This is a genomic window from Pseudomonas sp. Leaf15 (genome assembly GCF_001421425.1).
Classification (GTDB): domain Bacteria; phylum Pseudomonadota; class Gammaproteobacteria; order Pseudomonadales; family Pseudomonadaceae; genus Aquipseudomonas; species Aquipseudomonas salomonii.
In genome coordinates, this window is the sequence record NZ_LMKI01000034.1 from 189,562 (window position 1) to 203,111 (window position 13,550).

The 13,550-nt window shown below is 60.4% G+C and carries 8 protein-coding genes; 7 read left to right on the forward strand and 1 reads right to left on the reverse strand.

The genetic code is table 11. From position 1 onward, the window contains the following. The first annotated feature begins 225 nt into the window (after window positions 1-225). From ASE80_RS24480 to ASE80_RS24510, 7 genes are all read left to right on the forward strand, one after another. The gene (locus ASE80_RS24480; protein WP_056861199.1) at window positions 226-936 is read left to right on the forward strand and encodes a FadR/GntR family transcriptional regulator; all 711 of its coding nucleotides are present in this window, start codon (window positions 226-228) and stop codon (window positions 934-936) included. 13 nt (window positions 937-949) lie between these two features. Further along, window positions 950-1,645 carry a tRNA (adenine(22)-N(1))-methyltransferase gene (locus ASE80_RS24485; protein ID WP_056861200.1) on the forward strand — a complete coding sequence of 232 codons (696 nt, stop codon included), beginning with the start codon at window positions 950-952 and terminating at the stop codon, window positions 1,643-1,645. Between the two features lie 298 nt (window positions 1,646-1,943). Next, entirely contained in the window at window positions 1,944-2,483 is a 540-nt protein-coding gene (locus ASE80_RS24490) for an ATP phosphoribosyltransferase regulatory subunit (protein WP_081321476.1), read from the forward strand. A gap of 93 nt (window positions 2,484-2,576) precedes the next feature. Next, on the forward strand, window positions 2,577-2,876 hold the full coding sequence (locus tag ASE80_RS24495) for a DUF3144 domain-containing protein (protein ID WP_056861202.1): 300 nt from the start codon (window positions 2,577-2,579) through the stop codon (window positions 2,874-2,876). 1,458 nt (window positions 2,877-4,334) lie between these two features. Further along, a complete protein-coding gene (locus ASE80_RS31970) occupies window positions 4,335-5,195 on the forward strand; it encodes a methyl-accepting chemotaxis protein (RefSeq protein ID WP_442962927.1) in 861 nt (286 codons plus the stop codon). Between the two features lie 450 nt (window positions 5,196-5,645). After that, window positions 5,646-11,240, forward strand: a complete 5,595-nt coding sequence (locus tag ASE80_RS24505; RefSeq protein WP_133257322.1) for a membrane-targeted effector domain-containing toxin — start codon at window positions 5,646-5,648, stop codon at window positions 11,238-11,240. A 114-nt stretch (window positions 11,241-11,354) separates the two neighbouring features. Continuing rightward, window positions 11,355-11,981, forward strand: a complete 627-nt coding sequence (locus ASE80_RS24510; protein ID WP_056861205.1) for a glutathione S-transferase family protein — start codon at window positions 11,355-11,357, stop codon at window positions 11,979-11,981. A gap of 119 nt (window positions 11,982-12,100) precedes the next feature. On the opposite strand, the gene solA is transcribed toward ASE80_RS24510, so the two are convergent. Beyond that, on the reverse strand, window positions 12,101-13,219 hold the full coding sequence (solA, locus tag ASE80_RS24515; protein WP_082463672.1) for an N-methyl-L-tryptophan oxidase: 1,119 nt from the start codon (window positions 13,217-13,219) through the stop codon (window positions 12,101-12,103). Window positions 13,220-13,550 lie beyond the last annotated feature (331 nt).

Here is a 13,550-nt window from a genome sequence, read left to right on the forward strand (position 1 = left end):
ATTGGGTGTGTGTTTTGGTTATTTGATCAGCGTTTATTGGGTATTTAGATCGTTCGTCGATGGGGGTAACGTAGATTTCACCTCGACGCACGGCTCGCAAAGGCTGGCGATTCAAGCACCGCTTAGATTGGTTGTCATACAAGTTGATGGCTTTATGAATCAAGCCTGCGCCTGCTCGGGGCAGGGTGTTAAGCTCCCCGCAGCCAACCCCGTGGACCCATAGTGATGCCCATTGAAAGCGCAAACCCTGTGCGTAAACGCTCCAATAACCTTGCCCAAGGCGTGGTCGAGGCGCTGACCCAGCGCATCCTGCTGGGCCAGCTCAAACCCGGTGAGAAGTTGCCGTCCGAGTCCAGCATCGTGCTGGAACATGGCGTGAGCCGCACAGTGGTGCGCGAGGCGATCTCCAAGCTGCAGGCGTCGGGGCTGGTGGAGACGCGTCACGGCATCGGCACCTTTGTGTTGGCGCAACACGCCCAGCAAGGTTTGCGCTTGCATGTGGACACGGTCGCCAGCGTGCGTAATATGCTCGAGCTGCGCCTGGGCCTGGAGGTGCAAGCCGTGGCGTTGGCCGCGCTGCGCAGGAGCGACGAACAGCTCGCCCACATGCGCCAGGCGCTGGACGATTACCAGGCCTCGCTGGCCAGCAACGACAGCTGTGTGGAAGAGGACAAGCGCTTTCATCAACTGATCGCCGAGGCCACCGGCAACACCTTTTTTACCGAAATCATGCTGCACCTGGGCAATGCGATGATCCCGCGCACCCAGGTCAAGGGCGTCGAACGCGGCGGTGCCGACTTCGCCAAGCTGGGGCAGTTGGCGAACCTGGAGCATGAGGCGATCTTCAATGCCATCAAACGCCAGGACCCGGACGCGGCGCGTGCTGCCATGGTGCTGCACCTGACCAACAGCCGGGACCGGTTTTCCGGGGAATGACAAGGAACCACCGTTGAACGAACACACATTGTCCATGCGCCTGGAGCGCGTGGCCGCCAACGTGCCCGTCGGCGCGCGCCTGGCCGACATCGGCTCGGACCACGGCTACCTGCCGGTGGCCTTGATGCGCCGTGGCGTGATCACGGCCGCAGTGGCGGGGGAAGTGGCGACCACACCCTTTTACGCAGCCCAACGCACCGTGCGCGACAACGGCCTGGAGCAGCACATCAGCGTGCGCCTGGCCGATGGCCTGGCGGCGATTGAAGCGGGCGACGGGATCACCGCGATCAGCGTCTGTGGCATGGGCGGCGAGACGATCCGCGACATCCTCGACAACGGCAAGGTGCACCTCAGCGGCCAGGAACGCCTGATCCTGCAACCCAATGGCGGCGAGCAACCCTTGCGCCAATGGCTGATGGACAACGGCTATCGCATCCTCAGCGAAGAGTTGCTGCGGGAAAACCGCTTTTACTACGAGATCATCGTGGCCGAGCGCGCAGGGCCAGTGGCCTACACCGATGAGCAGTTGTACTTTGGCCCATTGCAAATGCAAGCCCGCAACCCGGAGTTCCTGGCCAAGTGGCAGCGGATGCTGCGCCAGAAGCACAAGACCCTGGCCAGTTTTGAGCAGGCACGCCAAGCGGTGCCGGAGCAAAAACGGCAAGAGATTGCCCAGCAGGCGCGGTGGATTACCGAGCTGCTGGCGTGAAGTGACTTGTAACTTTTCCTACGCATGTGCAAGGATCTGCCCATGACTCAATTTTCGCAAAGCAACCGCCATCATCCCCACGGACCTTCCTTCAGGTGCCGTGGTTGTTTGCGCTCACTGATTGACCAGCCCCGCTGATCGCTCAATGAACCCCACCCAAGGCGCCTATGGCGCCTTTTTTATTGCCTGTAAACACTGGAGATTCAACCCATGACAATGCTACGTGGAACCCGAATGGTCACCGGCAAAGAAGCCGCAACGATGCGTGAAGTAGAAGGCCGTTTCCGTAGCTACCTTCATCGAAGCGGGCGCTGAAGAAGTCATCGTGCCGGCCTTGTGGGGCCAGGACACGTTTATCGAAAAAGCCGGCGGCAGCGAAATCATTGGGCAGATGTGGGCCTTTGATGACAAGGCGGGCCGCCAGTGTTGCCTGATCCCGGAAGCCACCGCGCTGTTCCAGGAGCGCAACGCTGCGTTGCTCGACGGCCGCGAGGCGGCGATGTTTTTCTACGTGGCGCGGTGTTATCGCTATGAGCGGCCGCAAGCCGGTCGTTATCGTGAGTTCACCCAGTTGGGGCTGGAGATTCTAAGCCCTGACCCTGGGTTGGCGTTGCAGCGCAGCCAGGCCCTGTGTACAGGGTTTCTCGACACACTGGGACTCGACTATGCGCTGAACCTGGCCGTGAAACGTGGGTTGAGTTACTACCTTGAGGGCAACGGTTTCGAGGTGCGCTGCCCGACATTGGGGGCGCAACAGCAAGTGGTGGGCGGCGGGGCGTACCGTGAAGGTGCGGGCTTCGGTATCGGGCTGGAGCGGTTGGTGCTGGCGTTGGCGTGAAGCACCAGGCGGCTCCCAGTGGGAGGCGCCTGCTTTGCTGCGCTCGAATATGCTCCAATAGCCGCCTTCTTTTGCTGACCCAGGAACCCTGCCATGGCCGAGACCACCGACCAAGCCTTCTACGACCGCGCAGACGCGCATATCGAACTGTCCAACGAGCAGCTCAAAACCTGCGAAAACCTCGGTGAGGTCAGCGCCTCGATGATGTTCGGCACTACGCGCTTCAATGCCTGGGCCAGCGCCCGCAACTTCAAGTCCGGCGCCGAGATGGCCGAGGCCCGTGAGGCGATGCTGAAGTATTTCTGTGACCAGTACCGGATGATGCTTGAGGATAACCTGGATGATCACATCAATAATTTCAGTCAGTACATGCGGGTGAACATGGCGGATTAAGAGAGTGATGGGGGAGGGGTTGTGTGTCTGGCAGCCCCAGTGGACGCCATCGCAGGCAAGCTGGCGCCCACAGTTACCGTTTCACTCTCGCCATTGAGTGTTTTTGCCCCATTTTTGCGCACGCCCGCGCACTTTTTCATTGCCGCACCGCCTATCTCCTGCCCCTCCTGCAACGGCCCGTATCTTGCTAGAGCCAAGCTAATCAATGACATGGCATTTTGCTTCTAGTCATTTCCAGCGTGTTTTCGGGAGCGGTCGGCCATGCACACTCTTCTATCACCCGGTATCCACTTGCTCGGCCGTTTCGGTTTTGCGCGCAAGTTCCAGGTGCTGTTTTTCCTGTTCATGCTGCCCCTGGCGGGGAGTCTCTGGATGATTGGTTCGGACTATCGCGGCAAATTGAACGTGATCAGCAGCGAGCAGTCCGGTGTGCACCAACTGTTGGCTCTGGACACACTCGATGGCCAATTGAGCGCGCAACGCAACCTGGCCGCGCGCTGGAAAGCGCTGGATATCCTTCACGCGCCAACCCCGGCCGCCCAGGCTGCCATGGACAAAGTGGATGCCGGCAACCCGATGATTGTGCAAAGCCTGCAAGCCCTGGGGGAGGTGCTCAAAGCCCGCAATGCCAGCGCCGACACCCTTGCGCGTTTCGAGGCGTTGCAGGCGACGGTCAAGGGCATGGACACCCAGTCCCTGCGCACCGTGGGCTGGTGGCCGGACGGCTACGACCGTTTCACTGCCGCGTTGACGGCGCTGCAAACCCTGCGCGAGCAAATCACCCTGGACACCGGCCTGATCCTCGACCCGTGGCTGGAGACCTACCTGCTGATGCAGATCTCCACCCAGCACACCCCGGACCTGATCGAGCGCATCGGTCGCACCGCCAGCGTTGGCCAGTCGTCCATCGCCTCGGGGCAGTTCACCTTGCAAAGCCGCTTGCAGATGCGCGACCTGCGCGGCCGTATCGGCGATGCACGCGACCAGTTGTTCAAGGCCGCCGCTTCGCTCAAAGCCAAGCCATTTCCCGGGATCGAGCCGTGGACAGCGCAATATGACAGCAGCCTGCAGCTGCTGGATAGCGAGCTTAAAACCCTGGACGACGGCGTGTTCGGCGGCACCATCAAAGTGGACAGCGTCGCCTTCGACCGCAGCGTCGACAGCATGTTGGGCGCGTTGGGGGCGTTGCGCAGCCAATCGTTGAACTCACTGGATGCGCGCCTGAGTGACTACCGCGAGCGTTCGCTCCAGCACTTTATTCCGGTGGCGGCGACGTTCAGCCTGCTGGCCCTGGCCGCGTTGTACTTGTTTATCTGTCTGCAAGCCTCGATCCGCCGCAGCGCCAGTGGCATCACCACACTGGCCGAGTCGTTGCGCGACGGTAACCTGTGCGTCGAAGTGGCGGTAGAAGGGCGTGATGAATTGGCCGCGATCAGCCGGGCACTCAACGTTGCCGTGATGCAACTGCGCACCAGCCTGCTGGGCGTCAATCACGAAACCCAGCAACTCGGTTCAGCCGTGCTCACCCTGAATGCGCAGTCGGGCAGCACCCTTACCGAGGTTGAAGACCAGCAACACCAAATCAGCCAGATTGCAGCCGCCGCGACCCAATTGGCCGCCACTTCCCTGGGCGTGGCCAAGAGTTGCGAACAAGCCTCGGGCAGCGCGCAGCACACCCGGCGCATCGCCGAAGACAGCAGCCGCGACAGCCAGCGCACCACGGCAAGTATCCAGCACCTCAACCAGCGCCTGACCGACACGGCCAACGCCCTGGAGCAGGTCAGCCAGCAGGGCCAGCAGATTCAGTCGGTGGTCGACACCATTCGTGGCATCGCCGAACAGACCAACCTGCTGGCGCTCAACGCGGCCATCGAGGCCGCGCGTGCGGGCGAGCAGGGCCGTGGGTTTGCGGTGGTGGCCGATGAAGTGCGCAGCCTGTCGCAACGCACCCAGGCGTCCACCGCACAAATCGCCGGCACCGTGGACAGCCTGCGCGCGACCGTCAGCCAAGCCGTCAGCCTGATGGGCGCGGCGTGCGACCAGGCACTGACCGACGCCGAATCCGTGACGGGCCTGGGCACCCGCCTGGGCGAAATTGCCGGTGCGGTGCAACACGTCACCGACACCCTGGCGCAGATCGCGGCAGCGGTGGAAGAACAGGCCACCACCGCCGATGAAGTCAGCGGCAATATCCAGCAGGTCGACCAGGCGGCAGGGCGTTTGCTGGACGGCGCACGGGCGGTCAATTCGGCGGCGGACACCTTAAGTAAGGGCAGTCGCGCATTGAGTGATAACACTGCGCGGTTCCGGCTGGTCTGAGGCGCCGGCGGCTGAACAATATGTACCGCCGATACACCCAGGCTCGCTCTCATGCTGAGGGTTCATTCCATCAGCATGAGGACCGTGCCCATGAGCACGCCGAACCCCACATCCGCCGCACCGACGCTTCAGGAAATTCGTACACACCTGCTTGAGATCGACCCGGGCCTGCGCACGCAAACCCAGGAGCCTGTCGTATTACCTGCCGAACTGCATGCGCTGGAACAACTGAACACCACCCTGATCAGCGCCAACAACGTCCTGTTGGCGAGGTCACGCAGCTTGTTCGAGGCATTGACGGAGGCAGATCTCACCCAAGCGGCCGGCAAGACGTTGCTTGCCCAACTCAAAACCGACTTGGACAAGCACCTGCTGGGCCTTGACGAAGTCAGCACGGTGGGCATTCAAGGCCGCAAGAGCTACCTCACCCAGGCGGCCGGTCTTGGCGCGTTGGAGCAGCAAGCCAAACTGGATGTGCGTGATTACCTGCTAAGCCCTGCCGAACAGCGCATGGTTGAAGACTGCTCCCGAGGCCCGACCTTTCGTCCTGGCATGTACTCGCTTAATTTCAGCTACCAGGACAAAACTGTGGAATTTGCCGGGGCCTTCGTTCTTACGAGAAAGTCCAGCCCAGTCGTGGACAACCTGACGTCGGTAGAAAACCTCGGCCAGGTCTTGTTGTTCACGCCAAACAGGGGGCTGGAGGCCTTCGACTCTCTGGTGCAGCTCGACCAGAGCCTCAAGGCGACTTTGGCGTTACCGGAGGGTCGAGCGGAGTTCTGCCGACACTTGCCTGTACGTTATCAAACGCTGGATGTCATCGATATCTGGCCCTTGCAATTGCTGCCCATTGACGGCGAGCCACTGTTCGAACACACCTACAACGCGATTATCGACAAGCGCAGCCAGGACATCGAACTGGCATTGAGCCTGGTAGACAACCCATTGCACGAGGCAACGCAGCTCAAGTCAGCATTGGACAACGCGGTGACAGCAGCGCTGCCAGACTTGTCGTCACGCTTGGCGTTCAGGCGCCAACAGCTACTCGAGCGCGGCGTCTATAACAGCCTGCCGGATTGGTATCGCAACGCGGCTGCGACGGACCAGCAAACCCTGAGTCGTTGCATGCAGGATTACAATCAGGCCCGGGCTACCTATATCGAGCTGCTGGGGCCTGTTGCGTCGCCTCAAGCCCTGGCAAATTTCCAGTTGACCGAGTATCTGGACGAAGCGCTGGAAATCTACGACCTGGACCCGCGTCACCTGAACATCACCACCCGACGCAACGTCGCCAATGTCGGCACCTATGAGCAGACCCGCAATCTGGTGCAATTAAGCTATGACGGGCTGCATACCGGCGACGAGTTGCCCGGCTCTGATTTTTTGACCACGACCGCCCTGACCTATGCCGACGCGCCACTGCAAGGTGACCATGCCGTTCTGAGTGCGCAAAGCCTGCTCCACATCCTCCGCGAACCAGGCCTGCAGCCGCGCCTGGACTATGCCGCGCTGCAAAAAAAAATGCAGGCCGAAACTGGCTACAAGCAAGCCACTCGCGACCTGTTTGATCATCGCCTGGTGTTGCTTGCCTTTGTCGCCCGGTTGCGAGGTGACCTGAGCCCGGCAGACCACAGGTTGTTCGAAACGTTGCGGGCCGGTACGAACCCGCTCCTGTGCGCACGCACCGTGCTGCTGCATGGCGCGCAACTCAAAGACCTGTGGTTATTGCGCGAGGAAGATGCCAACGGCCAAATCCGACGCTTGCTGTTGTGCACCCCCGATTCGCCACGTGAGCGACAGTTCCTGGCGTTCACCACCGAGCTCGAATGCCAGGCGCATATCATCGGTTGGGCCGATGACAACACCCGGTTAAAGGGTCGCACCATGAGCGACTACCTGTTGGAGCAATGCCCGCTGCGTTTTCGGCCGAAGATGCGCACGTTCCTCAAAGGCTTGGGCTTCAGGCCCGACGCAAAGGAACATGAGGAAGTGACATTTGGCCCTGTGTGCTCCCACACGGTATGCCTGGACGCCATGGTCATGCATGGGCAAAGCGCAGCGCAGGACGACTACGAATACAGCACCCCGCTGTGGTATCGCTCAGCCCAGGCGGCGGACCGAACCCGGTTGACCAGCCTTGCCGAAGATGCCGCAGGTGCCTTGCGCGTCTATAACGCCATGCCCGATTCAGAAGCGAACTTCATTACCTTCAATGCCTATCTGCACGATAAAGCCAAACTCAGCCTGAACACGCTGCTTGGTCGCCGTCAGAATGATATCGACCCGGATAGCGTGTTTGTGTCGGCGCCCTGGCCGTTGCTGGGCGGTGCGCCGAAGCCCATTTCCTATACCCGGCTGTACAGGGACGGTTACACGGATAACGTCGGGTTCATCGACCCGAAATTCTCCACTTCGGCCACGTTCAGCGGGCCGGTGGGCGTGGACCTGAGCCGTTTGACCCCGCAGAACGTATCAAGGGCGGTGACGGGTGTATGGATCGGGCAACGCTACACCGACGAAGTGCGCGCCAACTTGCAAAGCGCGAGCAGTCCCGGTTACGCCAAACGGCGCGACGCCACCTTGACGATCACACAACTGCAGATGAAGTACGCCGCACTCGATGGCTGCCTGCGCGGTCATATCGCCCGAGTCGACTTGACCTGGTTGGAGCGTGCGATCGACAGCCTTGGCGACACAGCGGCGGCGACCCGCTCGACTTATCAGGTACATCGCCTGAGCATTGACGGCGATTGGGTGATAGGCAGCTACCTGTTCAGCCATGCCAGCAACCCGGTTTTGCTCTACACCCCCAACGCACCCGATGGCATCGGTTTTCGTGAAGCGAAGCTATTCAACTACTGGCTGAAAAAGGTCGACGGTGTGTCCGACTACCTGCAGGGTCGGGTGCCGGTCCCATCTCAGGTACGGATCGGAGCGTTTCTGAAGACTGCCCGCAATGGCTTGCCCGAAACGATTGACCGTACGACCCCAAGTCCGGCGCGCTATGACCGGATAACCCCGGGCACCACCGTGAGCGACCCGCGCAATGATTTTTACAACATGGTGTTGCAGCGCAAAATAGACGATGTAGTTGCCTCCACGGTCAATCGCACGGAGATGATCACGGGGATTCTGTGGACGTGCGTCGAATTGGTCACTGCCATCGCCACTATCCCTTTTCCCGTATTGAGCCTGGGCCTGGGTGGTTTGCTGGCGTTCAAGGACGCGATGCTCGCTATCAGTGCCTACCAACAGGGTGACACGGGCGAAGCCTTGAAACACTACATTGGCTACCTGGCCAATGTGGGCGGCGCTGTGCTGTTTGACTTTCGCCCGGCCCTTAAAGCACTGCGCGTCCGGCCGGTGACCAAGGTGCTGGAGCAGGCCACGCTGATCAATGATATTGACCCCGGCATTGCTGCCGGAATGAAACCTGTGATGTTCAATACCGAGCAGTTCTGGATCAAAAACACACCGGACTCCCTGGGGCGGCATCTGCTGTTTCGCCGTGACCCAGTCACCGGGCAAATGCAGTCAACCACACGTGTGGTCAACCAGAACAGCGATGGCCATTGGGTGCGCTTCACGACTCCGGGAGGCGGGCGCCATACGCTACTGCGCGAAGAGGTCGACGAGTCACTGGTGCCCTACGAGATTGCACCCGAGCAAGGGAAGTATTTCAGGCGCGCGCTCGACCTTGAATATGTGCGCATCGTTACCAGCCCTCCGGACGACGCCATTGCACAGGGCATAAGTGACGGGGCCTATCTTCAGTTGAAGCCTCTACGCGACAGCTATCTCGATCAGATGAAATACCTGACTCAAGACGCGGACGCGTTTTATGCCTCGCCTCCAGCGCGCCCGGACCGTAGCGGCTTGCCGGTGCTGGCACCGGATTCCAGCCCATCTACTGCGCTTGCCACCCTGTTTCCACTCAAGAAGCGGCTGATCATTGGCGCATCCAATACCAGCGTTGCCAGTAAGCAATTACTCATCGAAAACCTGCCAGCCTTGAAAGTGCAAGGGCTCAAGCGCGTGTACGTTGAAAACCTGCCGGCCGATGTTTTCCGGACCAAACTCAAAATTATCAACGGCGAAACCCAGGGTGACGTGGCGTATGCCTTGAAACAGGTCGAGGACCATCTGGCGCGGGTAGACGCAGGCTTGGGCTGGGACGCGGACGCGCCTTTTACCTACCGTAAACTGATGCTTGAAGCCCACAAGCACAAGGTCGCGATCGACGGCGTGGATGCCTCGAGTTCTTATCATATGGAGCATGTGCTGGCGCTGTCTGAACAAGAGCGGTTTATCCCACGCAACAGCAAACTCAGGAACTTCTATTCCCACAAAGCCCTTTCACAAAACGACCCCGATGATGGTTGGATCGCCCTGGTTGATCACAACCGCATCGGCGGAACGGACGAGGTGCCAGGCCTGGCCGACTTGCAGAATGTCGTCGCCCTGCGTGTTGATGAAGGTGCGCTGGGCCAGGCGCTGGGCATCCAGTTCGATACGTCTGCCGCCGCCTTGTCCCGGGGTGACTACCGGCTGACGATGGCGCCCGCTTCGCGACCGTTGCCGGTGGCGGGCCCTTCAACGGCGGTAGTCGAACCCGCCTCACCTTCCCATTACACCGCGTTTGATCTGCCGTCGACCCTTAAGCCGCAGCTGGACGACATGGTGCATTCGCATCGTGACCTGGATTCTCGTTATGGCTTTCAGGCAGCGCACCCCTTTGAGGAGGCGTTCACTACGTTCAAGCGCACGCGCATTCGCTTGCAGCAGAGCGCCAAGGCAGCGTTTGCCACGTACGCGCCGCCGGCCCGTTCCAGCTTCGTCGAGCTGGCCGCGGCAACCAATGAAGAAACGTTTATCAAGCAGCTCTTTAAACTGAAGTTGGGGCTTATCATCGCTGAAGCGCATGCCGATCAGTCGAGCAAACGGTTCCTGATCAAGTACATGAAGTTATTGAAGGAGCAGGGCGTTAAAACCTTGTACCTGGAACACTTGCTCACCGATCTGCATCAGCTGGAACTGGAGGCCTTTTACAGCACGCTGAAAATGCCGGACAACCTCAAACGCTATTTGCGGGCGCAGGACCTCGGCCATCTGCCACGCGGGTACTCGGGCAGCGACACCTACACCAGCGTCGTCAAGGCCGCGAACAAGGCGGGCATCCGCGTGCGTGCGCTCGACTGCACGGCCAGCTATCACCTCAAAGGTATGCAAGACTTGAACGCTCGCGAGAACCTGTTCAGCTATTTCGCCAATGAGGTGATCAAGGCGGACCAGGCGGCGCAGGGGCCGCATAAATGGGTCGCGCTCATGGGCAGCGCTCACGCCGATATGTATTTGGGCGTGCCGGGTATCGCGCAGTTGCAGGATGCGGTCAGCTTGACGGTACGCGATGTCGCGCTCGATCACGCACGTCCCCTGCACCGAGGCGGCTGGGAAATTCTCGAGAAATCGATAAAAAATCCCGAAGGCGTCGCCCTGCGCAGTGATTTCAAGGTCGACGTCGGTATTGCCGGTACGCCTGCACCGCAGGCTACGCCGACAGCGGATCGCACATGGCTCAGAAGTGTTGGCGACTTCATGGTGGAGCGGCCTTCCGCGACCCAAGCTAACGTGCTGCACCGCTCCAATACGGGAGACATTATTTCCACCCCCGTTCAAATTGACGACAGCGGCCAATTCTTTATAGACCGGTGGCCGCAGGTGCAGGGACAGCGCTACGCCACGTTGGAGTTCCTGGTTCGTGCGCTCAAGACGGAGGTGTTGTTAACAGCCGTTTCTGCCTCGACCCTGCCGAGCGTGCGCCTGAAAAACATCGGCGATTTCCTGATCGAGTACGCGTCCTCCAACCAGGCCAATCTGCTCCACCGCTCCAGAACCGGAGATATTGTGACCACCCCGATCCAAAAGGATACGACGGGGCAGGTGTTCATTGAGCGCTGGCCACAGTTGAAAGGTAAACGCTACTTAACCATCGACGGCTTGATCGATGCGCTCAAGCAAGAGGTGTATTTGACGGCCGTCGCCTGATCCCTCCTGCTGTGCAGCCTCTGCTCAAGGGGCTGTGACAATTAATTGTGGGCACTCCCCCGAGCTGGCGTAGTCTCAACCCCTGACACCTACCCTTGCCCTGCGGAGTTGCCCATGATCACCGTTCACCACCTTAACAACTCGCGCTCACAGCGCATCCTCTGGCTCCTTGAAGAACTCGGCCTGCCCTACGAGGTCAAGCGCTACCAGCGCGACCCGAAAACCAACCTGGCACCACCGGAGCTCAAGGCCATTAACCCGTTGGGCAAATCCCCGGTTATCGAAGATGGCAGCCTGGTATTGATCGAATCCGCCGCCATCATCGACTACCTGATCCGCCGCCATGGCCAAGGCCGCCTGCAGCCTGATCCTGCCACCGCGACGTACGACAAATATGTGCAATGGCTGCACTTTGCCGAAGGTTCGGCCATGTTGCCGCTGATGCTCAACCTCTATGTCGGGCGCCTGGGTGAGGCCGGCGCGCCGTTGCACCCGCGTATCGAGTCGGAGGTGGCCAATTACCTGGGCTATCTGAATGATGTGCTGGCGGATACGCCGTATCTGCTCGGTGACGAACTGAGCGGCGCGGACATCCAGATGAGCTTTATCGGCGAAATCGCCAAGGCCCAGGGCAAGTTGCAGGCGTATCCAAACCTGGCGGCCTGGGTGCAACGCTTTCAGGCGCGACCTGCGTACCGCAAGGCGGTGGAGCAGGGCGGGGAATATGCGTTCGCCAAATAGGTCAGGCCAGAAGGCACAATCGCCCCTTGTGGCGAGCCCGCTCGCCACGGGTTCGTGCCTGCCTTTTCTTAAACGCTTTTGCCGTCGAAACGCTTCAACGAAAACGCCGACAGGTCCAGCTAACTCGACCCACGCATGCACCACTGCGCAAACGCCTCACCCAGCGCCGCCGAATGCTTGAAGCCGTGCCCCGAGCACGGCGACACCACCAGGGTGTGCTGCAGCGTGGGGTGTTTGTCGATGATGAAATCGTGGTCCGGCGTCACGGTGTAGGCACACACCGCCGACTTGACCACCTTGGCCGACACGCCGGTGATACGGCCCTGAACATGCTGTTCGTACATCGCCTGCGCTTGCGCCGCCGAGACCGTGCGGTCCAGCGTTTGCGGCGTGGCCGTGGTGTGATACTGCGCCGTGGCCAGCTTCAGGCTGCCTTCGCCGGGCAACGCCGGGAAACCGTAGTGGGTCTGGCCTTGATCGTGCGTGAGGATATAGGTGGGGGATTTGCCCACCAGGTCGGCCCCAGGCTCCAACGCGAACCAGAACAGCTGTTGCCGGTAAACACTCAGCAACCGGTCAAACGGCGCGCCGAGTAATTCGCCGGCCCAGTTGCCTGCACTCACCACCAACTTGTCGGCTTGCAGCGTGCGCTGGTCGGTGGCCACCGTGACGCCATGAGCATCCGAACGGATGTGAGTCACCGTCTCGCCCTTGTACAGCGTGGCGCCGTGTTGTTCGGCCAACTTGAGTTGCACATCAATGCACCGCTCAGGGCGCACGAAGCCGCCGCCAGGCTCGTAGTAGCCGATGGCGCTCTGCGCCACTTGGGCAAATTGCGGGAAACGCTGGCGAATCTGCGCAGCGTCCAGTAGCTCATGTTCAATGCCGTAGGTTTGCGCCAGGCCAATGGTGCGCAGGGTGAAATCGGTTGCATCGCTGGGATCAAAGTCATCACGAGAGGTGAGCACCAGCAACCCCGACTGCTCAAACAGCGCCTCCCCCGATAACGCCTCCAGCTCGCGCCAGATAGCGTGGGAACGCCGCACAATGGGCACGTATTGCGCGCCTTCCCCCACCGACAGCCGCGTGATACGCGTGTCGCCATGGCTGGAGCCCAGCGTGTGGGGCGGGTGATGACGGTCGATACCGGCGACGTTCACACCGGCTTTCGCCAGTTGATACACCGTGGCGGCACCCATGGCACCCAGGCCGATGACCAGCGATTCATAGCGTTCCAAGGTGATACTCGTGTGTGAGGGTGAGGGCGTAGTTGAGGCTAAGGCGTGGGAAAAAACAATGGGGGATAAGGCGGTAGCCTGTACCCCGTTCAGGAAACCCACAGTTGATCTTCGTCGCCCCGCAATTCCCTGTGGGAGCTGGTTTGAACTGCGATAGCCGGTTAACACGAAGTCTGTGGCAGGTGGGCTGTTGTGGCGAGCAGGCTTGCCCTGCGTTGGGCTGCGAAGCAGCCCCGGTAAAGGCACTGCAATTTTCCTGAAAGAACTCAGCGTCTGGGTTTGGGGCTGCTTTGCAGCCCAACGCAGGACAAGCCTGCTCGCCACAGGAGAA